We start from the raw sequence: 19039 nt of genomic DNA, 5'->3' as shown, positions 1-19039 counted from the left end.
GGCCACCCCCCGCTCCCTTACGCGTGGGAGTCGATAGTCCCTTAGAAGAGACCGATCGCGTTGCCGTCCTCATCGACGCCCATGCGCAGAGCCGCGGGCTCCTTCGGCAGGCCGGGCATGGTCATGACCGAACCGGTGAGGGCAACGACGAACCCAGCGCCGAGGCGGGGGATGAGGTCACGAACGTGGAGCACGTGGCCCTCGGGGGCGCCGAGCTTGGCCGGGTCGTCGCTGAACGAGTACTGGGTCTTCGCCATGCAGACGGGAAGCTTGTCCCAGCCGTTCTTCTTGAGGCGGCGAAGCGCAGCGGGGGCACCGTCGACGTACTGAACTTCGGAAGCACCGTAGACCTCTTTGGCGATGGTCTCGATGGCGTTTTCGACGCCGTCTTCGGTCTCGTAGAGGTGGTGGAAGTCGCCGGCCTCTTCGATCGCGGCGAGCACCTGGTCGGCGAGGTCGAGAGCGCCTTCGCCGCCCTTGGCCCACACCTCGGAGAGGGCTGCCTTGTAACCGTTCTCCTTGGCCCAGTCGAGAACGGCGTTGAGCTCGGTCTCGGTGTCCGACGGGAAGCGGTTGAGGGCGATCACGGGTTCGAGGCCGAACTTGCGGATGTTCTCGAGGTGCTTGCGGAGGTTCGAGGTGCCCTCGAGGGCCGCGTCGACGTTTTCGGTTTCGAGCTCGTCCTTCTTGACGCCGCCGTGCATCTTGAGTGCGCGCACGGTTGCGACGAGCACGACCGCGTCGGGCGAGAATCCGCCGAAGCGCGACTTGATGTCGAGGAACTTCTCGCCGCCGAGGTCCGAGCCGAAGCCGGCCTCGGTCACGGCGATTTCACCGAGCTCGCGGGCGAGGTTCGTCGCGATGATCGAGTTGCAGCCGTGCGCGATGTTGGCGAACGGGCCGCCGTGCACGAGGGCGGGCGTTCCGCCGAGGGTCTGCACGAGGTTCGGGTTGAGGGCGTCCTTGAGGAGCATCGTGATGGCGCCTTCGACCTTGAGGTCGGCGACGGTCACGGGCTTGCGATCGAACGTGTAGCCAACGACGATGCGCGAGATGCGCTCCTGGAGGTCCGCGAGGTCCGTCGCGAGGCAGAGGATCGCCATGATCTCCGAGGCAACGACGATGTCGAAGCCGTCTTCGCGGGGCATGCCCTGGGCGGGGCCGCCGAGGCCGACGACGATCGAGCGAAGTTCGCGGTCGTTGACGTCGAGGACGCGCTTCCACTGGATGCGGCGAGGATCAATGTTGAGGGGGTTGCCCTGGTGAATCGAGTTGTCGATGAGGGCCGCGAGGGTGTTGTTGGCGATCTGGATCGCGTGGAAGTCGCCCGTGAAGTGGAGGTTGATGTCTTCCATGGGGACGACCTGGGCGTAGCCGCCACCGGTCGCGCCGCCCTTGACGCCCATGACCGGGCCGAGGGACGGCTCACGCAGGGCCACGACGGTCTTCTTGCCCTTGAGGGAGAAGGCGTCGGAAAGGCCGACGGTCGTTGTCGACTTGCCTTCGCCGGCGGGGGTGGGCGAGAGGGCCGAGACGAGCACGAGCTTCGCCTTCGGCTTGTCGCTGCTGCGGTCGATCTTCTTCATGTCGACCTTGGCCTTGGTCCAGCCGTAGGGGATGAGGGCGTCGCTCGGAATACCGGCGGCCTCGGCGATCTCGGTGATCGGCTTGAGGGTATGTGCCTGGGCGATCTTGAGATCGGGGTTTTCGCTTGCCATGGGGCAAATCTCCTTTGATTCTTCTCGGTTCCTGCGGGGGCGTTCGTCCCTCACTGTGACCTAGCAAACGGGAAATTCCCTGAGCATGCCAACGTTTAATCGCCTCGCGCGGCATCCCGGTGCGCTCCCGTGACCGAAATTCCGGAAATATGGTGCGGTCGAGGGGGCATACAAAAATCCCCCGCCCGGTACGACCCGACGGGGGATTGCTGTGGCTCCGACGGGCGTCGATCCCGTGACCTCTCGATTTTCAGTCGAACGCTCTACCAACTGAGCTACAGAGCCGTATGTTCCAGAAGGAACAGCGAACAGCCTACCAGTGCACGCGAGCGCGTGCGAAATCGACGGGGGAGGGGGAGAGGTAAGACACGTTCGTTCGGGTGTGGGCGCAAACGGTGTGGGGCATGGGAAAACCCCCTCGATTCTTCGAGGGGGTTCGTCGCTTTTTGCGACCCTGACCGGGCTTGAACCGGCGACCTCCGCCGTGACAGGGCGGCACTCTAACCAACTGAGCTACAGGGCCTTTTTTGTCGTGCTCTCGCTTCGACTCGAATTACTTTACACACCCCGTGCACCAAATGCCACCTGAGAGCGGAGAGGCTCGTCACATTCGTGATTCCGCTGGTCGTCGCACGCTTGGCACAATGGATGGGGTGAGGAGCAGAGCACAGTCCGACGGTTCACCAGCCGCCTTCGATCTCGAGGCAATCGGCGCGAATCTCGCCTTCGCGAGTGTCGCTGCCGACCTCGCCGAGGCGATCGCGTCGCCCGGTGCGAGCGCGGTCGTCCAGGCGCCTCCGGGATCGGGCAAGACGACGCTCGTGCCGCCCATCGTTGCGAACGCTCTCGTGGGCGAGCAAGGCGCGGGTCGCGTGATAGTCACGCAGCCGCGGCGCGTCGCCGCGCGTGCCGGCGCATCCAGGCTTCGTGCCCTCGCCTCACAGACCACCCCGGCGCTCGCCGACCGCGTCGCCTATACGGTGCGCGGTGACTCTACGCTCACGCGCGACTCCCTCGTGGAGTTCGTGACACCGGGTGTCCTCGTGCGCCGTCTTCTCGCCGATCCCGAGCTCGCGGATGTGTCGGCGATTGTGCTCGACGAGGTGCATGAGCGCTCCCTTGAGTCAGATCTCGCGCTTGCCTTCGCGCTCGACGTGCGCGACCTGCGCGGAGATCTGAGGATTCTCGCGCTGTCGGCGACCCTCGATGCCGAGCGCTTCGCGGGCCTCATGGGGGAGGGCGTGCCAGGACCGGTGCCGGTGATCGACTCGCCAACGGCGCTATTTCCCGTCGCGACGCGACGAGAGCCCTTCGCCTCGCGCATGAACGAGCGCGGGGTCTCAAGGGAGTTCCTCGCACATGCCGCGCGGGTGGCGGTTGAGGCACTTGAGGAGCCGGGCGAGCTCGCGGATAGCGACGTTCTCGTGTTCCTGCCGGGGACATGGGAGGTCGAAAACGCGGCATCGGCGGCGCGGGATCTGCTCGCGCGTCGTGGCGCGCGGGTCGACGTCTGCGAGCTTCACGGCCGCATCGATGCGCGTGAACAGGATCGGATCGTGCGGGGCCGCGGAGCCGGCGAGCCGCGCAGGATCATCTTCTCCACGAACCTCGCCGAGTCGTCGCTCACCGTTCCGGGCGTGCGCATCGTCGTGGATTCGGGGCTGAGCCGCGAAGTGCGCCGCGATGCCGCGCGAAAGATGAGCGGCCTCGTGACCGTGACCGCCTCACGCGCGAGCATGGCGCAGCGCGCCGGTCGCGCGGGCCGACTCGGCCCCGGCCTTGCGATTCGCCTCTTCGACGACCTCGCCTACGCCGGCGCGCGAGACTTCACCCTCCCCGAGATTGCGAGCGCCGACCTCACCGATACGGCACTGCTCATGGCGGCATGGGGGACGCCCGGCGGTTCGGGTCTTCGCCTTCCCGATCCGCCCCCGGCGGACGCGCTCGGCGACGCCCACGAGACACTCCACGCCCTCGGAGCCCTCGACGCCAATGGTGCGCTCACGCCCCTCGGCCGCACGCTCGCCTCCATCCCCACCGACCCGCGGCTTGCCCGGGCGCTGCTCGCCTCAACACCGGTCGTAGGGTCCGACGCCGCCTCGCGCACGGTCGCAGCCCTGTCCCTTGAGGCGCCACTCCCGCTCGAGGGCCGCAGCATCGACGGCCCGCGCGCGAGCCGCGAGCGTCTCGCGAAAGAAACCGAGCGTTTCGCCCGCATCGCTCGCCGCCATGCAGGCGATGCACACCTCGACACGAATGGCGGACTGGAGGCGCTCGAAGCGCCGCACGATCCTGCGCACGCCGCCGGAATCGTCGTGGGCCTCGCCTACCCGGAGCGCCTCGCGCGGCGCGTCGACCCGGGAATCTACGAGTGCGCCGGCGGGACCCGCGCCGGTACGGACGAGACGAGTCTCGGCGACTGGATCGCGATTGCCGAGATGCAGCGATCGAACGCGAAGGCCGCCCGCGGCACGGGCGCGATCATCCGCTCGGCCGCACCCCTCACCGAAGAGGAAGCCCTCGCGTGTGCGGGACCGCTCGTGTCCGAGAGAAGCGAGATCGACTTCGGCGAGAACGGCACGAAAGCGCGCCGCGTGAAAGTGCTCGGCAGCATCGTTCTCTCCTCGACCCCCACGAAAGTCGAGGGGGCAGGTGCGCGAGAGGCTGTTCTCGCGGGCATTCAACGCGCCGGACTCGGCATGTTCACGTGGAGCCCGAGCGCCGCAAACCTGCGCTCCCGCCTCGCGCTTCTTCACCGCGAGCTCGGCGAGCCCTGGACGGACGTGAGCGATGCGGCGCTACTGTCACGCCTCGAAGAACTCGCGGGTCCCGAAATCGACGCGCTCGCCGGCATCGGCAGAAAAAACCCGCTTCCCCCCTCAAAAATCGACATGCGCCCCATCCTCGAGCGCGCCCTACCGTGGCCCGAAGCCGCGCGACTCGAAGAACTCGTTCCCGAGAGGATCCAGGTGCCGTCGGACTCCAAAATTCGCCTTGACTACCCGAGCGCCGACCAGATTGTGCACGCCAATGAGAGCGGTGCGGATGAGGCGCCCGTGAGACTCAAGGTCAAGCTCCAGGAAATGTTCGGGCTCGAAGAGACACCGCGCATCGTCGAGGGCAGGGTGAGCGTGCTCATCGAGCTGCTCTCGCCCGGCGGGAAACCCCTCGCGATCACCAAGGACCTGCGCTCATTTTGGGCGGGGCCGTACGCCGAGGTCCGCAAAGAAATGCGCGGCCGCTACCCGAAACACCCCTGGCCCGAGGACCCGATGGCGTTCGAAGCGACCGCGAAAACGAACCGCGCACTCAGGCGCGGCCCGCACTAGGGGCGGGGACTACTTCTCGAGTGCCCGCACTCCCTTCCAGGCAAGAGGAATCAGCCCAGCGGCGATCGCGGCCTTCACGATTCCACCCGGAATGAACGGGATGAGACCCGCGTTCATGACGCCCGCGAAGTCGAGGCCGAGGCCCATGATCGAGTTGAGCACCCACGCCATGTACGGCACGCCCACGACGAACGGCAACGCGCTCGCGGCAATAAAACCAAGAAGCGCGAGAATAAACTTGCGATCCCACGCGCGCTCCGCCATCCAGCCCGCCACAAAGGCCGAGGGAATAAAGCCGATGATGAAGCCGAAGCTCGGCTCGAGAACCATGCCCGGGCCGCCGCCAAAGTCCGCGAAAATCGGGGCGCCCGCAAGACCCGCCACGAGGTAGGTGGCGAGCGATGCCGCGCCGCGCTTCGAACCGAGCGCCGCACCCACGAGAATCACGCCGAGAGTCTGGCCCGTGATCGGCACATACGGAAGCGGGATCGTGACCTGCGCGAGCAGGCCAACGACCACCACGCCCGCGACGATGAGCGACAGATCGGTGAGCAGCGTGCGGTGTTTAACGAGCGAATCGGCGAGCACGGGGCGAGTGCCGGCAACGGAGGCGGTGGTCATGGATCTCCTTCATCTCACGAATAGGGCCGCACTAATACTAGGCCCCGCTCCCGTTCAGGGTGGAGAAAAGCGCGGTCGCCTACACCTGAATTTGGGCGAATGTGGCGCTCTATAGGGTGAGATCATGCCACCACGATCCTTCGCCCCCAGTACTCGCACCGAGCGCGCCCGCCTCATATATGCGCGCCTGAGTGCACAAGGACTCGCCCTGCCGAGGCATCGCAACGCCGGGAATCTCGTGCACGCGATGGGCGCGATGCAGGGGCAGGATCTGCCCGGCCTGCTCTCCTCGATCGCCCTTCGGCTCGATGCGGAAAAGGTCGGTGAAGCACCAGGCCAGGATCAGGTTCCGACGGTGGCTCCCCAAGCGTCGGATTCTGAAGCTTTCCCGAGCGACGCGCGCATGCGGGAAGTACTGCGCGCGTTTGACGCAGGCGAGATCGTGCGCGGCTACCCGATGCGGGGAACCGTTTTCGCCATGGCCGCGAGCGATGCGCGGTGGATGACCGAGCTGTGTGCGAAAAAGGGAGAGTGGGAGGCGAGGCGCCGCCGCTCGCGCAATCTTTCCGACGCCCAGGTCGAGCACGCGCTGAACCTCACCCTCGAATTCCTCGTGGGGAAAGTGCGAGGTGTGACACGGGCGGAACTCCTCGAGGCGTGGAAAAGCGGCGGCATCGAGACGGACGGCGGTCGCGGCTACCACCTCATCACCTACTTCATGGCATCCGGCCACCTGATCTACGGGCCGATCGACGGTGCGGAACAGCGAATCGCCGACGCCGCGACGTGGCTCCCCAAGGGGGCTGGACTCGAGGAGCGTTTCGGGGGAGACAAAGTGGCGGCAACCGCGGCACTGCTCGAGCGCTACCTCGCAAGTCATGGGCCCGCAACGCTGCGCGATTTCGCGTGGTGGACCAAACTCCCGCTTCGCCAGATCCGCGCGGCTGCCCTCCAGATCGGCGACGGAATCGAGGAATGGGGCAGTGACGCCGCAGGCGAGACGCTATTCTGCCGCGCGGGGCTTGCCGATGAGGTCAGCTCTGCCGCCGCACGCGTTCGGGGCACCTTCCTGCTGCCCGGTTTCGACGAACTCGTGCTCGGATACCCCGACCGCCTCGCCCTCATGACCGAACAAGAACACGCGCTGCTCGTGCCCGGAAACAACGGGGTGTTCCGGCGGGGAATCGTGCGCGGCGGGCGCATGGTTGCCCTGTGGCGCACCGTCAAGCGCAAGAGGGGTCGGGCGCTCGCGGTCGATGCCTTTGGTGAACTCTCCGCTGCGGCCTCGCGCGACATCGACAATGCCTTCGCGTTATTTCCGCATCACGACCAGTAGGTGGCGCCCGCGCTCGGCGTAGGGGTGTCGGAGATCACCGCGCGGAGTGTGCGGCACGTGTACTAAGGTCCCGTGACAAGGGGAGTGTGCGCAGGTAATTAATTATCTAGCGTCCAACGCCGTTGGCGGAGCCCCCACTGATCACACCCGGAGAGAAGCCCCATGGGAAAACTCGCGAAAAAATCGCAATGGAATGAAAAAACGCGGCATTGCCGCAGGCTCGTGCTGTGGCGGCACGGGACTCGGAGTTGTGGGCCTGCTCATTCTCGGCCTTATAGGGTCGCTCGCGGCCCCAACTGAGCAATCGTCGACTCCGGTCGCTTCCTCTTCCGCTGCCTCCTTCGCAGCGCCTGTATCTTCTTTGGTGGAAGATGCACACGAAGCTGATTCGGTGCCGGTAACACCGGATGCATCGTCCGCACTCAACACAGACGTCAATGCCGCCTTCGTGCCCGGTGAGGACAATGCCGCCTTCGTGCCCGGTGAGGACAGTGCCACCGTCGCCCCTGCCGTCCAGCAGGAGGCCCCCACCGGTACCGCTCTCGCCCGGCTCCGCACGCTCGAGGTGAAAGGGAGGGCCCCGCAAACGGGGTACGACCGTGAATCCTTCGGTTGGCGCGACGACGTCGACCGCAACGGCTGCGATACGCGCAACGACATTCTTCGACGCGACCTGAAAAACATCACCACGAAAGCGGGCACCCGAGGCTGCGTGGTGCTCTCGGGCCGCATCGACTCGCCATATAGCGGTTCACGCTACGATTTCGTGCACAATCCCAGTAACACGGACATCGACCACGTCGTTGCCCTCTCCGATGCGTGGCAAAGTGGCGCCTCTAGTTGGGATGCACAAAAGAAGATCGCCTTCGCGAATGATCCTCTCAATCTTCTTGCCGTCGAGTCGACGCTGAACCGGCAAAAAGGCGACGGCGATGCCGCGACGTGGCTACCGCCGCACAAAGCCTATCGCTGCGAGTATGTGGCACGCCAAGTAGCGGTGAAAGCGAAGTATGGACTCTGGGTGAAACCGGCTGAGGCCGAGGCCATCGAGAGCGTATTGGCTGCGTGCCCCAACATGAAGGCGTTTGACCGAAGCGTCGAGCCGCCTGCCACCGACTCCACCACGGAAGCAAAACCGGTGCCAACCGAAAAGCCTCGGCAGGCTGGCAAGCCCGCGGCCCTCGTCAGGGTAGTCGAGACGAAGGCGCCGAAGACGGCCCCCGCTAAGAAGAGTGCCCCTAAGCCCGCTCAGAAGAGCGCCCCTAAGCCTGCTCAGAAGAGTGCGCCTAAGCCTGCTCAGAAGAGTGCGCCTAAGCCTGCTAAGAAGAGTGCCTCTAAGTCCAGCAAGAAGAGTGCTTCTAAGCCTGCTAAGAAGCCTGCTAAGAAGCCTGTTAAGAAGCCTGCTAAGAAGCCTGCTAAGAAGCCCGCTAAGAAGCCTGCTAAGACGCCCGCTAAGAAGCCTGCTCCGAAGAAGAAATCTTCCGGTGGCGGTGGCTTCCGCAACTGCGCGGAGGCTTGGAAGAAGGGTGCGGCACCGCTCCATCGAGGCAAGCCAGGCTACACGCCGAAACTTGATAGGGATGGCGACGGCGTCGCGTGTGAATGGAAGCCTCGTCGGTAGTCCGTCCGGCCGTCTGTCAGGCGTGAAGACAGTGGTGTGAGCTGGTAGTGGGGTCCTTTCCCGGACCCCACTACTCCTTCCCTTCCCTTCGTTCCATCTTTCTCACCTTCCCTTCCCCTTTCTCACCCTCCGTTCCTCCTTTCTTACCCTCCGCTCCGCCTTCCCTGTCACGGAAGTGGTGAAAAATGGCCGCTGCGCGCCGGAATCCCCGGTCTGGTGGCGATTTTTCACCACTTTCGAAGCAACGGACTGCTGGGGTGTGCTGGCCGCACACTGTGATGATGAATGACCGCTCAATCCCAGCAGTCCTGGCGTTACGTCGGTGACAATCGTGGCTCCTGAGCGGCTAAACTAATGCAGTGCATCGTTTGAACTAGTCGCGTTGGAGGATAAAGAGGGAGGGGGCTCCGCGGCCCAAGACTGATTGCGGGCATCCCTGCCCCGCCCTCCATGAAGCACCATGAAAACAGCCAGCTGGTACATCATCACGGCCGCCGCTATCACCATCTTGGCCGCAGTCTTCCACGCACCCGCCTATTTGACAATGACCGCCGCAGCCCTAACCGCTGGGGCGACAGTAGTTGCACTCGTTGCAGAAATGAGAAAGCGCGCATGAAGATCTAGCCTTCACGCAGCGAAGTTGCGGAACGGATCGGCGTCAAAGTCCCCACTTTGGCCCGCTATAGCCTCCCAGAACCTGATGCGCTTATCGGTTCGACTGGTCGCGGGACAAAAGGCTGGATCCCCGAAACAATCGACCGATGGAACGCGGAGCGACCCGGCTCAGGTAACTGGATGCGAGGCGGGTCGAAGGCATGAAAAAGGGTCCCACCCGGCTCGAAAAGTGAAGGGCGCGGACCAGTCGAAAGGGGCTAGGCGACCTGCGCGAGGACTCGCCTCACGGCTAGTTCGGCGGTGGTGTCGATGTCGGCGGTGGTTTTCGCGTCTAGCTGGATCTACCAGTTCGGATATTAGACGACGTGGGTGCGTAGTTGTCGTTTGGAGAATTGCAGTCCTTCGCGGGAGGCGGCATCCCTAACGAAGGCCATAGCGGCGCTGACCGGTATTTGAGGCTCCTTAGGTGTACGGACCGGAGACGTTGATCGAGTGGACGTTCACGGCTGCTAGGTGAAGAGTGCTGCCACAGTCTGACGGACTTCGTCGACCGGGGACTGGTGCGGGTCCACGGGGATGGTGAGGGCATCCAACACCACGCCCATCACCAGGTGGTGCGTGACCAGCACCGCAGGGCGGCCCCCCGGGAGGCCTTGGCCGTCGTGGAAGTCCACGTCGTCTGTGAATCCCTGGCGAAGGAACGGCTCCAGGGCTTGGCGAACTTCCGGTTGGCGTGCCGCTTCCAGTCGCAGCTCGATCAGCGCGAGTGCGAGCGTGCTGTCGGCCAGGAGCCGTTCGGTTGCGTAGGCGGCGTACTCCACCGTTGCTCGCTCTGGGGGGAGGTGGGCCAGCTGCGTGACCCGATCGGGTTCAGGCGACAAGCGGTCGAAGATCCTGTGGGCCATGGCCAGGAGGAGCCCTGCTCTGGAGGGGCAGTAGTTCGCTGTGGTGCCTGTGGGCACATCGGCGGCTCGGTCGACTGCCCGATGCGTCAGCCCGCGCGAGCCGTTCGCGCCCAGGACTTCCAGGGCGGCATCGGTGATCTGCGCTCGTCGTTCGGGATTGGCCACCACAGATCAACCCTATGGCATCAGCACAGCTGTTGTGGTTCACTTAACTACAACAGCCGTTGTGATTGGAGAAGGAATGCGCAAGCTCGTCTACTACGTCGCCGCGAGCCTGGACGGATTCATTGCCGGCCAAGACGGCGACACCTCCAGGTTCCCGATCGAGCCTGAAACGCTGAACGAACTCTTCGCCCGCTACCCAGAGACATGCCCCTGTCACCTGCGAGAGGTCTTGGGCGTGAAGGGGGAACCGCGACGATTCGACACTGTCCTGATGGGCGCCCGGACCCATGAACCTGCACTCGACGCGGGCCTGACCAGCGCCTACCCGCATCTCCGACAGATCGTCGTCACTCATCGCGAGCTGCCCGTGGATCCCACCGTCGAAAGGTGGGAGGGCAACGTTGTCGAACGTGTCGCCAACCTCAAGAGGGAACCGGGCAAGGACATCTGGCTCTGCGGGGGCGGCTCGCTGGCCGGCCAGCTCTTGGATCAGATCGACGAGCTGCAGCTCAAGATCAATCCCGTGACATTAGGAGACGGAGTTCCGCTGTTCACAGGTAGCGCCTCCCGTGGTTGGACTCCGACAAGCATCGAGACGCTTCCCGGCGGGATCGTGCTGGCGAGCTACTCCCGAGCAAAGCGATGAGTCACGCAAACGCGGCATTGACGCCCCGCCATCGTTTGATGGTGGGGCGTCTCGTTGTTGATGAGGGTTGGCCGATCAGTGAGGTCGCTGCCCGCTTCCAGGTGTCTTGGCCGACCGTGAAGCGCTGGGCTGATCGCTACCGCGCCGGTCAGTCGATGCAGGACCGCTCCTCGCGCCCGCACCATTCACCCAGTAGGACCAGTCCGCAGGTCACCCGGCGCTGCATCCAGATGCGCCTCCGTCTCCGAGAAGGACCAGTGCAGTTGGCCTGCCGCCTGGGCATTGCGCCGTCGACCGTCCATCGGATCCTGACCGATGCTCGCTTGAACCGGCTGTCCCATGTCGACCGGGCCACCGGCGAACCCGTCCGTCGCTACGAGCATGACCATCCTGGCGCGATGCTGCACGTCGATGTGAAGAAGCTCGGCAACATCCCCGACGGCGGAGGCTGGCGCTACGTCGGGCGGCGCCAAGGCGAGAAGAACCGCGCCGCGACCCCCGGCAAGCCCAGGAACAAGCACTACGACCCGTTGATGGGCAAGGCGTTCGTCCATACCGTCATCGATGATCACTCCCGCGTCGCCTACGCCGAGATCCACGACGACGAAACCGCCATCACCGCCACCGCGGTCCTGGTCCGGGCTGTCGAGTGGTTCAACGCCCGCGGAGTCACCGTCGAAAGGGTCCTGTCCGACAACGGCGGCGCCTACCGCTCGCACCTGTGGCGGCACACTTGCGCCGAGCTCGGAATCAAGCACAAGCGCACTCGGCCCTATCGTCCGCAGACCAACGGGAAGATCGAACGCTTCCACCGCACCTTGGCTGATGGTTGGGCCTATGCCCGCTGCTACACCTCGGAGGCCGAGCGTCGCGGTGAGCTGGACGGTTGGCTGCACTACTACAACCAACACCGGCCCCACACGGCCTGCGGGAACCAGCCGCCTTTCTCACGATTGATCAACGTGTCCGGTCAGTACACTTAGGGGGAGTGCTTTGGGAGGCCACAGGCTTTAATGAACAGAGATGTTTATCGAAGGCCACGGGAATGGAAGGGAAGCCAATGTTGGAAGCAGAGCTCAGAATCAGAGACTTCAAGATTCACGTTGAGGGTGAAGGTCCCGTGAGATCGGTGGCGTCACTTTTTGAGGGCTTCGACGAGGCGTTCGGCGTAAGTGGCCGGGTCAAGACTCGAGTTCTCTATCGTCGCGGCGACCGTCAACGGGTTGCATACACCCTTTTCGCTACACCCCAGGACCTGTCGCTGACTGTCACTGGTGAGGGTGCCGACGCCATCGAGGGCTTCCAGAACGTGACGGAGGGCTTCATTGAGCGTTTCCGTGTGACCGGGCTGGCCTTGGTGCCGGATTTCGAGGACATTAGTTTGGGGATTGAAGTTGATCGAGATCATGACTGAGATCCCTGTTCGGGGGGGTTAGGCGACGACTGTCAGGTGGGGTGTGGGGTTGAGGATTTCCCATACGGCGTCCATGAGGGGGCGGTCTGCTTCGGTGTAGGCGTTGACGTGTTTCACCTGGCTGTTGGTGAGGTTCATGGGGCGTTTTTCTGGTTCGATGCCGTGTTTTTCGATGTAGGCGGCTTTGAGACGTTTGCCGAAGGTGGGGGAAATTGACCGCAGGTTTTTGGTGGAGAGTCCTTTTTCTTTGAGGTAGTCCTTTGTGTAGAGGGGTGCGCGGTTGGGGTCGAGGGTGGCGTGTTCGCCGAGTCCGCGGGCGAGGATGATGCGGGCTTTGGCTTCGAGGTGGTCGGGGTGGATGAGGCCTTTGGCGGCTTGGCAGAGTTCCATTTGTGCTTGGGTTTGGAACATGAGGGCGCGCATTTGGTGTTCGGTGGCGTTGGGGTTGATTGCGCCGCCGTTGTGGAAGTAGTTGTCGAGGGCGTCGGCTGCTTCGCGTTGGAATGTTTCGACGAGGTTGCGGGCGCGGTCTGATTTGAGGCGGGTGGTGTCGATGGTGGCGAGCCACATGGTGAAGGTGCGACGGTCGATGGTGACCATTTCGTAGGTTTTCCTGTCTGCGCCAGTCATGTCCATCATGGACATGGTTGCCCACGGGGTACGCCCGAGCCGCTTGTATTGGGCCTCGAGCTGGATGCCCATCGCGTCGCACGCCGGGCGAAGAGCGACACGGATCGTGTCACCATCTTGCGCGGCGCTGATCGTGGTGCCGTGGAACGGGATAGCTTGAAGCTGCATGATGAAACCTTTCAAGAAGAGGTGCCGTAGAAAGCCACGGACTTACAGGGATCAAAAAGAGGGGATGCCTAGGCGGCGTAGAGGACCGGGTCGAGGTCGAAAAGGTCGCTCGTTTTCACGTTCAGCGCTTTAGCGATCTTGGCGGCTGTTTCGGGGTTTGTGGTTGTACGTGCACCGGAGGCCAGATTTCCGACGGTGGACTTCGATACCCCGGCTGCTCTGGCGAGGTCTGCGTAGGACCAGCGCTGGTAGGTGAGCGCCATTTTTAGTGCCCGCGCGGAGCATGTGGCGGTGAAGTTGCGTCGAGTGTCGTTGTAGTTCACTGCTACCTCCTTCCAATGTTTCGGTGTTGTCTGGAGACTCCACAATAACCACATTGGACGCTGTTGTCCACCAGAAAACCCCAAAAAATCGCGTTTAGCTGCGTGACCAGGAATTACACAGGTGAGATTCTTGGACGGCGCGTCCACACGTAGCCTTGTGGAGACAACGAAACTCCACCAAGGTGTGTGCCATGAGCGAGCTAAGCAACTACCTCAGCAGCCTGAACAAGGATGGCTGGTCGCTCCGTCGTATCGCAGCAGAGGCGAAAAAGCATGGGCACGCAATCGACCACACAACGGTGCGTAAGTACATCAATGGAGAGCACGGCGTACCGAGCGCTAAAGTTCTGGCAGCCCTGGCCGACGCTTTCTCCGTTGATGTGAATACCCTGCGCGAGCTCTCCAACCTCGGCCCAACCGGTGAGCCGTTTGAGCTAGGCCCCGAAGCCGCCGCACTCACCGGCCCCCAACGCGACGCTATCCGCCACCTCGTCCGCGTCTTCCTCGACACCAACCAACACCACCACACCACCACCGAAACACCCCGGCCCCAACAAGCCGACTATGACCTCGCCGCCCACGAAGCACCGAACCAGGGCGCGAAGATGCGCGATGCGCTCGATGCTGAGCAAGAGACACCTGAAAAGTTCTACGACGGAGACGAACCAGCGTGAGCGGACGCCAGAAAACCGTTTGGCGAGACAAATGGCTGCTCAAGCCTGTAGTTCAGTTCGGTCTCGGCTTTGCTTATTGGTTTAGCGCGATCCTCTCCCCGCTAGTTATCTCCTTTGATTCGTGGCTGACTGCCAACTTTCGTCTGTTGGGGTCAAACGGCGGACGGCGGCTGGGAGTGTTCCTAGGTGTTCTCGCACTCGTTTCAAAGGCCATCCTAGACGAAGTGGACAAAGCCAAGATTCGCAGAGTAGAAGTTGAGCGAAAGGCGGCTGTGGACGAATTTGCCGTCGGCTTGGCTAACTTGTCGACGACCCTAGCTAGGGCTGAAGAGCAATTTTCCCACGACCGTGAAGTGCATTGCGTGGAAGCAGGAGCAAATTTCTTGGTCCAGCACCTCTCGAAGGAGATTGAGAAGGTCCGTGTTTGCGTATATCGGCTCGATTATGCTGAGAAAATAGGCGGTACCTTAGACACGCAGACCCCAGTCCTTTCCTTGGTTGGGGAGCCCCGTGGGCGCGCAACCAATCTAGCCCGGGAGGTGTTTAGCTCGGAGGACTGGGACTACGATGGGGAAAGAACTCTCGAGTGCATCCTTAGGGATCGGGTGCTAGAGGGTAAGCCGGAAGAAGCGTCGATTTCAGCACGGTCGTACAGGCACTTCCTATCCGTCCCGATGGTTCGCAGGAAGGAAGTCGTAGGGATGATCTGCGCTGACTCACCAGTTAGCCCGATTTCTCCTGAAGACTATGAATCTGTCCTCCGCTCTGTCGGACTCTTAGTTGCGATGGGGCTGGACCCTATGCCCGGAGGACGTTACGGACGGAGATCGCTTACGACGTCGGGAGACGTGAACCTAGATAAGATTCGTGGCTACTATGAGAGTAAGAACCGGAGGAGGTGACGAGATGATGTCTGAGCACCTTGCTAGCGGCACCCGTGCGAATGTCCGTGACGTAGCGCAGTACATTCTAGACAAGTATGACCACCCCCTTCCGACCATGAAGCTGCAGAAACTTGTCTACTACTCCCAAGCCCTTCATTGCGCTGCACTTGGTGAGCCACTGTTCGACGAGGTGATCGAAGCGTGGAGAAATGGTCCAGTAGTTCGGGATCTCTACTCGACGCACCGTGGCCGCGCTACCGTCACCACCATCCCCCAGGGAGACTCCGGAGCGCTTACAGAAAGCCAAAAAGGGGCTATTGATGCGGTTATCGATTCGTTTGGCGGTCTGACCGGATGGCAGCTGAGCCAGATGACGCATAACGAAGCCCCTTGGATTCAAGCGTTTGATGGAGATGACGAGTATCCGCAGACCCCAATTGAAACGGACGTTATGGCGTCGTACTACCGGGAAAAGTGGGGCCTGGCAGTTGGCCAGTGATAATAGCGTCGCTTAAATGTCTCACCCTCCCGCGATTGTGGGAGGGTGAGTTTCTATAACCCTTGGGACCATCTACACGTCGCTTTCCCTGACGTGCGTGTTGAGTTCACGCGGCTTGAGGGGCGGTGTGGTGAGACGAACGGCCGTGACTTGATTCGGTTGGATAAGCGTTTGCTTCAGGTGGAGCGGCGTTGCACTCTCGCGCATGAGCTCGTGCATCTCGAGGCGGGTGAAGGGCGGGCCTGTACGGCGTCCCGCGAGCGCGAGGTGAACCGCGTAGCGGCGGCGCGGCTGATCTCGTTGGAGGCGCTCGTGGCGGCCTCTCGGTGGGCGCGTGACCCAGCAGAGCTTGCGGAAGAGCTGTGGGTCACTCGGTCGATGCTTGAAGCGCGTTGCGAGACGCTCACGGCGGCGGAACTGTTCGCGGTGGCGGGGGCTGGAAAATGAATAGGTTGGTGGTGGGGGGGTTTGGCGAATGGCTAACCGAATGGCTAACTGGCGAAAAATCGGAGGCATATAAAAACGACCCCCACCGGGTGTTTGTCCTGGTGGGGGCCGCTTTCTTGTGGAGCCTCCTGCCGGAATCGAACCGGCGACCTATTCATTACGAGTGAAAATCTCTAGGGTTTTCTGAGCGTCCAAAAATCGCCCTGACCTGCGGGAATAGACCGCGGGGTGTCCCTGGCTTATGCTTGAGAAGGGTTACAAGAAGGGTTACAAGATTTAGGGGCCAAAGTGGCAAATAGGCGAAGGCGGCAATGGGGAACCGGGTCAGTCACGCAGCGACCGGATGGACGCTGGTTTGGGCGTATCGACGCGGGCTTCAATGCCAAGGGCGAGCGAGTTCGTAAGGGGGTCGTTCGCAAAACCGAAGCGGAATGCAAACGCGCTCTTACCGACCTCGCCCGCAAGATCGATCGCGGCATGGATATTTCGCAAAACTCGCGCGTCTCGGTGAAGTCGTGGGCTGAACAGTGGCTCACCCTTCGCGAGGATCGCGTACGCCCCTCGTCATTCAATGCTGACCGTTCAGCGGTCACGAAATGGATTATCCCGACCTTGGGCCGTAAGACTCTCGCGGGGCTAACCCCGGCGGATGTGCGCCGCGTCCACAAGGCGATGCAGAGCGCGGGTCGTGCCGATTCGAGTGTGACGAGGGCACACGCGACGATGATGACGATGCTCAAGGATGCTTACCTCGAAGGTCACGAGGTTTCGCGCCGCGTGCTCGATGCTCCACCGCCGGGCATGGGGGAGTCGGAGCGTGTCGATATCCCGGTCGAGGATGCCGTGAAGCTGATTCACGCGGCGGCGGATTCACCCATGCGGTCTAGGTGGGTCGCGGCGCTCATGCAAGGGATGAGGCAAGCGGAATGCTTAGGCCTCACGTGGGACGCGGTCGACCTCGACGCGGGCACAATGGAAGTATCTACCCAATTGAAGGCGATTCCGTACCGTCACGGGTGTGGCGGAACGTGTGGGCGGCGTTTCGGGGGCGATTGCCCGGAGCGTGAGTTTCGCGTGCCTCGCGGCTACAAGATGACGCAGGTTCAAGATCGGTGGCACCTGGTGCCGCCTAAGACTCGCGCCGGTGTTCGCGTTATCCCGATGACCCCGTGGATGCACGCGGCGTTGAAAGAGCGTGAGCTGACCGCACCGGATTCGATCTTGGTGTGGGCGAACGATGACGGCTCCGTGAGGGATGAGAAGCAGGATGCGGCGGAGTGGAAGGAGCTTCAGGACGCGGCGGGCGTGCGTAAGCCGGGCGGGGAGTATTACACGCTTCACGAGTGCCGACACACGGCTGCAACGATTCTGTTAGTGCTCGGCGTGGATCCGCTCGTGGTGATTCGCATTCTGGGTCATTCGTCGATTCTCTCGACGCAGCGCTATCAGCATGTCGATATGGAGTTGATGCGCAAGGCGCTCGAGGGGGTTGCGGGCGCGTTGCGGCTTGATGCCTAGCTGGTGGCGCGCGGCATGTGGACGCTATTCGCCGGTTGAACCCTGAGTTTTTGGGCATGAAAAGAGACCCCACCCGGCCCGCGAGGGCTAGGTGGGGTTCTGCTGGCAACGTACCGGTGACCGGGCCGTTGTGGCACGAAACCCCCGCGCGGTGGCGGGGGTCAAGGCGGGCGGGAACCCGTAGGCTCCTGCGTGCTCAGTGTATCGTAGAATGACATCAACATGACCGGTTCCGCTACCCGTGAGGGAGTCCAGGGCCGGTCCTTGTTTTATTCGTCGGCGCGGTGCGTGTTCGTACTAGGGCCCGCGGTGAAATCGGCGTTCACGATGGACGTGAGCACCGACAGGAGCGTCGCGGTTGCGGCAACCGAGAGGAGGCCCGGCCAATCCAGTTGAGTGATGCCCACGGCCTCCGTACCGATCAACGCGATAAGCGTCTGCGCCATCGTCTTTAGAGCGCGTTCGAGCGCACCGAGTGCCCATGCTTTAGTTCCGATCATTCTCAAGTTCCTTTCCTTCGATCATGACGAGTGAGGCGAGCATCCACGCGTGGAATGGCGTCGCGAGTAGCACGCGAGCGCCGCCGGGGATGTCCGAGACAATCGCTTCGATAGCGCCGAACCCGAGAATTAGTGAGCACCCGAGGCCGGCGAGAGTGAAAAACCGGTCATGGACGGGCCGCGCCGCGAAACTCGCGCGAACCTTCCACGCGTAGACGAGGGTGGATAACGTGAGTGCCGCGTTCAACATGCGCACGTAGTCAATTGGGTCGAACAACGTTCTTTCCCTTCCATTCGAACGGCTCCCAGGCTGGGGCACTAGGCGGGGGTGGCGGATCTCCTCGCCAAATATGCGCTTCCAGCGCGTCGATGTGTTGCCGCTGTCGGTATATCTGTCTTTCCACGTGCGCCTCGTAGGCCTCTTGCCGCGCCTGCATGTCCTCGATCCGTGCCGCAAGTTTTGCGACGTATTCGGGGCCAGCATCAATAGCCGCTACTCGTGCATCTGAGCTGCTCTTCATTTTCGTGGCAAGGACCGTGCCCATGACTCCGAGGGAGGCTGCGCCGATGCCGGGGCCGATGAGTTGTGTCCAGTCCATTACGCCCCCACATCGACGCTTTGTATCTCTTTCAGTCTCATCGTCGCGAGAACCACGCCACCGAACGTCAAATACGTCCCGGTGCTAATCCAGTCCGTGGGGGAGCCTTGCACGAGGGGAGTCAGCCACGCGACGGCATACCCGAACCCCCAAATCACGAGAGCCGACCCGATAAGCGCGGTCCCTATGACCCACCTAGCGAGTGCCACAGATGCGATACCGACCAGACCGAGAATGAGCCACGTGATCCCGGCGAGCCACGGCCATGCGCCCGTCCACGCCTCAACCGCGCCGCCGTTTACTGAGGGGGCGGCATCGAGGTGGGCGGGAAGCATATAGGCGACGCCACGCCAGCATGAGCCGATAGAAAGAATCGCGAGAATCGCGCGGCGCGTGAACGTCGCGTTACCAGGCTCAATCATTGCCC

The 19039-nt window shown here is 62.7% G+C and carries 20 protein-coding genes and 2 tRNA genes; 11 read left to right on the top strand and 11 right to left on the bottom strand.

Annotated features, from left to right (window positions below; translation table 11 throughout):
- Window positions 1-41 precede the first annotated feature (41 nt).
- The 3 genes from HMPREF1484_RS01360 to HMPREF1484_RS01350 all read right to left on the bottom strand — a co-directional run bounded on the left by HMPREF1484_RS01360 (window position 42) and on the right by HMPREF1484_RS01350 (window position 2241).
- Entirely contained in the window at window positions 42-1718 is a 1677-nt protein-coding gene (locus HMPREF1484_RS01360; protein ID WP_016663222.1) for a formate--tetrahydrofolate ligase, read from the bottom strand.
- A gap of 212 nt (window positions 1719-1930) precedes the next feature.
- Window positions 1931-2003, bottom strand: a tRNA-Phe gene (locus HMPREF1484_RS01355).
- A gap of 164 nt (window positions 2004-2167) precedes the next feature.
- A tRNA-Asp gene (locus tag HMPREF1484_RS01350) sits at window positions 2168-2241 on the bottom strand.
- 121 nt (window positions 2242-2362) lie between these two features.
- Here HMPREF1484_RS01350 and hrpB point away from each other — a divergent pair.
- A complete protein-coding gene (hrpB, locus tag HMPREF1484_RS01345) occupies window positions 2363-5047 on the top strand; it encodes an ATP-dependent helicase HrpB (protein WP_016663221.1) in 2685 nt (894 codons plus the stop codon).
- A gap of 9 nt (window positions 5048-5056) precedes the next feature.
- Here hrpB and HMPREF1484_RS01340 read toward each other — a convergent pair whose 3' ends face one another.
- On the bottom strand, window positions 5057-5668 hold the full coding sequence (locus HMPREF1484_RS01340; RefSeq protein WP_016663220.1) for a biotin transporter BioY: 612 nt from the start codon (window positions 5666-5668) through the stop codon (window positions 5057-5059).
- Between the two features lie 124 nt (window positions 5669-5792).
- Here HMPREF1484_RS01340 and HMPREF1484_RS01335 point away from each other — a divergent pair, with 124 nt between their 5' ends.
- On the top strand, window positions 5793-7004 hold the full coding sequence (locus HMPREF1484_RS01335) for a winged helix DNA-binding domain-containing protein (protein ID WP_016663219.1): 1212 nt from the start codon (window positions 5793-5795) through the stop codon (window positions 7002-7004).
- 193 nt (window positions 7005-7197) lie between these two features.
- Complete coding sequence (locus HMPREF1484_RS11745; protein ID WP_016663218.1) at window positions 7198-8625, top strand: DUF1524 domain-containing protein; 1428 nt, start codon at window positions 7198-7200, stop codon at window positions 8623-8625.
- A 1124-nt stretch (window positions 8626-9749) separates the two neighbouring features.
- Here HMPREF1484_RS11745 and HMPREF1484_RS01325 read toward each other — a convergent pair.
- On the bottom strand, window positions 9750-10313 hold the full coding sequence (locus HMPREF1484_RS01325; protein WP_016663217.1) for a TetR/AcrR family transcriptional regulator: 564 nt from the start codon (window positions 10311-10313) through the stop codon (window positions 9750-9752).
- Between the two features lie 73 nt (window positions 10314-10386).
- Here HMPREF1484_RS01325 and HMPREF1484_RS01320 point away from each other — a divergent pair, with 73 nt between their 5' ends.
- The 3 genes from HMPREF1484_RS01320 (at window position 10387) to HMPREF1484_RS11425 (ending at window position 12370) form a co-directional block, all read left to right on the top strand.
- Window positions 10387-10956: a dihydrofolate reductase family protein gene (locus tag HMPREF1484_RS01320; protein WP_016663216.1), complete on the top strand. Its 570-nt coding sequence runs from the start codon at window positions 10387-10389 to the stop codon at window positions 10954-10956.
- On the top strand, window positions 10953-11939 hold the full coding sequence (locus HMPREF1484_RS01315) for an IS481 family transposase (protein WP_016663215.1): 987 nt from the start codon (window positions 10953-10955) through the stop codon (window positions 11937-11939). The genes HMPREF1484_RS01320 and HMPREF1484_RS01315 overlap by 4 nt, the downstream gene beginning before the upstream one ends.
- 77 nt (window positions 11940-12016) lie before the next feature.
- Window positions 12017-12370, top strand: a complete 354-nt coding sequence (locus tag HMPREF1484_RS11425) for a hypothetical protein (protein WP_040386358.1) — start codon at window positions 12017-12019, stop codon at window positions 12368-12370.
- 18 nt (window positions 12371-12388) lie between these two features.
- Here HMPREF1484_RS11425 and HMPREF1484_RS01305 read toward each other — a convergent pair whose 3' ends face one another.
- Both HMPREF1484_RS01305 and HMPREF1484_RS11420 read right to left on the bottom strand, forming a co-directional pair.
- Window positions 12389-13168, bottom strand: a complete 780-nt coding sequence (locus HMPREF1484_RS01305) for a phage antirepressor N-terminal domain-containing protein (RefSeq protein WP_016663213.1) — start codon at window positions 13166-13168, stop codon at window positions 12389-12391.
- A 68-nt stretch (window positions 13169-13236) separates the two neighbouring features.
- Window positions 13237-13491, bottom strand: a complete 255-nt coding sequence (locus HMPREF1484_RS11420) for a helix-turn-helix transcriptional regulator (RefSeq protein WP_016663212.1) — start codon at window positions 13489-13491, stop codon at window positions 13237-13239.
- Window positions 13492-13682: 191 nt separating this feature from the next.
- On the opposite strand from HMPREF1484_RS11420, the gene HMPREF1484_RS01295 reads away from it, so the two are divergent.
- From HMPREF1484_RS01295 to HMPREF1484_RS01275, 5 genes are all read left to right on the top strand, one after another.
- Window positions 13683-14165 (top strand): helix-turn-helix domain-containing protein, encoded by a 483-nt coding sequence (locus HMPREF1484_RS01295; protein ID WP_016663211.1) that lies wholly within the window; start codon window positions 13683-13685, stop codon window positions 14163-14165.
- Entirely contained in the window at window positions 14162-15067 is a 906-nt protein-coding gene (locus HMPREF1484_RS01290) for a GAF domain-containing protein (RefSeq protein ID WP_016663210.1), read from the top strand. The genes HMPREF1484_RS01295 and HMPREF1484_RS01290 overlap by 4 nt, the downstream gene beginning before the upstream one ends.
- Window positions 15068-15071: 4 nt before the next feature.
- Window positions 15072-15548, top strand: a complete 477-nt coding sequence (locus HMPREF1484_RS01285) for a Panacea domain-containing protein (RefSeq protein WP_051120593.1) — start codon at window positions 15072-15074, stop codon at window positions 15546-15548.
- A gap of 45 nt (window positions 15549-15593) precedes the next feature.
- Window positions 15594-15995, top strand: coding sequence for an ImmA/IrrE family metallo-endopeptidase (locus HMPREF1484_RS01280; protein WP_040386356.1), 402 nt, complete (start codon window positions 15594-15596; stop codon window positions 15993-15995).
- A 288-nt stretch (window positions 15996-16283) separates the two neighbouring features.
- Window positions 16284-17513: a site-specific integrase gene (locus HMPREF1484_RS01275; RefSeq protein ID WP_016663207.1), complete on the top strand. Its 1230-nt coding sequence runs from the start codon at window positions 16284-16286 to the stop codon at window positions 17511-17513.
- A gap of 269 nt (window positions 17514-17782) precedes the next feature.
- Here the strand turns inward: HMPREF1484_RS01275 and HMPREF1484_RS01270 are convergent, their stop codons facing one another.
- From HMPREF1484_RS01270 to HMPREF1484_RS01255, 4 genes are read right to left on the bottom strand one after another with little or no spacing between them, the layout of a single operon-like run.
- A complete protein-coding gene (locus tag HMPREF1484_RS01270; protein ID WP_016663206.1) occupies window positions 17783-18013 on the bottom strand; it encodes a holin in 231 nt (76 codons plus the stop codon).
- Window positions 18000-18263 (bottom strand): hypothetical protein, encoded by a 264-nt coding sequence (locus HMPREF1484_RS01265; protein ID WP_147594865.1) that lies wholly within the window; start codon window positions 18261-18263, stop codon window positions 18000-18002. Before HMPREF1484_RS01265 ends, HMPREF1484_RS01270 begins: the two co-directional genes overlap by 14 nt.
- Before the next feature lie 10 nt (window positions 18264-18273).
- Window positions 18274-18612, bottom strand: a complete 339-nt coding sequence (locus tag HMPREF1484_RS01260) for a hypothetical protein (RefSeq protein ID WP_016663204.1) — start codon at window positions 18610-18612, stop codon at window positions 18274-18276.
- The gene (locus HMPREF1484_RS01255) at window positions 18612-19034 is read right to left on the bottom strand and encodes a hypothetical protein (protein ID WP_016663203.1); all 423 of its coding nucleotides are present in this window, start codon (window positions 19032-19034) and stop codon (window positions 18612-18614) included. Before HMPREF1484_RS01255 ends, HMPREF1484_RS01260 begins: the two co-directional genes overlap by 1 nt.
- Between the last annotated feature and the right edge of the window lie 5 nt (window positions 19035-19039).

It is taken from the genome of Dermabacter sp. HFH0086, from assembly GCF_000413375.1.
GTDB classification, from domain to species: Bacteria; Actinomycetota; Actinomycetes; order Actinomycetales; family Dermabacteraceae; genus Dermabacter; species Dermabacter hominis.
Note: the sequence above shows the minus strand (reverse complement) of the source record. Positions and strands in the feature narration are given on the sequence as shown.

What these genes read in the sequence shown, in the direction of transcription:
- hrpB (WP_016663221.1), top strand. Translation starts at nt 2,363, where the DNA reads ATGGATGGGGTGAGGAGCAGAGCACAGTCCGACGGTTCACCAGCCGCC.
- HMPREF1484_RS01320 (WP_016663216.1), top strand. Translation starts at nt 10,387, where the DNA reads ATGCGCAAGCTCGTCTACTACGTCGCCGCGAGCCTGGACGGATTCATT.
- HMPREF1484_RS01335 (WP_016663219.1), top strand. Translation starts at nt 5,793, where the DNA reads ATGCCACCACGATCCTTCGCCCCCAGTACTCGCACCGAGCGCGCCCGC.
- HMPREF1484_RS01360 (WP_016663222.1), bottom strand. Translation starts at nt 1,718, where the DNA reads ATGGCAAGCGAAAACCCCGATCTCAAGATCGCCCAGGCACATACCCTC.
- HMPREF1484_RS11745 (WP_016663218.1), top strand. Translation starts at nt 7,198, where the DNA reads ATGAAAAAACGCGGCATTGCCGCAGGCTCGTGCTGTGGCGGCACGGGA.
- HMPREF1484_RS01340 (WP_016663220.1), bottom strand. Translation starts at nt 5,668, where the DNA reads ATGACCACCGCCTCCGTTGCCGGCACTCGCCCCGTGCTCGCCGATTCG.
- HMPREF1484_RS11425 (WP_040386358.1), top strand. Translation starts at nt 12,017, where the DNA reads ATGTTGGAAGCAGAGCTCAGAATCAGAGACTTCAAGATTCACGTTGAG.
- HMPREF1484_RS01270 (WP_016663206.1), bottom strand. Translation starts at nt 18,013, where the DNA reads ATGATCGGAACTAAAGCATGGGCACTCGGTGCGCTCGAACGCGCTCTA.
- HMPREF1484_RS01305 (WP_016663213.1), bottom strand. Translation starts at nt 13,168, where the DNA reads ATGCAGCTTCAAGCTATCCCGTTCCACGGCACCACGATCAGCGCCGCG.
- HMPREF1484_RS01295 (WP_016663211.1), top strand. Translation starts at nt 13,683, where the DNA reads ATGAGCGAGCTAAGCAACTACCTCAGCAGCCTGAACAAGGATGGCTGG.
- HMPREF1484_RS01315 (WP_016663215.1), top strand. Translation starts at nt 10,953, where the DNA reads ATGAGTCACGCAAACGCGGCATTGACGCCCCGCCATCGTTTGATGGTG.
- HMPREF1484_RS01265 (WP_147594865.1), bottom strand. Translation starts at nt 18,263, where the DNA reads ATGTTGAACGCGGCACTCACGTTATCCACCCTCGTCTACGCGTGGAAG.
- HMPREF1484_RS01285 (WP_051120593.1), top strand. Translation starts at nt 15,072, where the DNA reads ATGATGTCTGAGCACCTTGCTAGCGGCACCCGTGCGAATGTCCGTGAC.
- HMPREF1484_RS01260 (WP_016663204.1), bottom strand. Translation starts at nt 18,612, where the DNA reads ATGGACTGGACACAACTCATCGGCCCCGGCATCGGCGCAGCCTCCCTC.
- HMPREF1484_RS01255 (WP_016663203.1), bottom strand. Translation starts at nt 19,034, where the DNA reads ATGATTGAGCCTGGTAACGCGACGTTCACGCGCCGCGCGATTCTCGCG.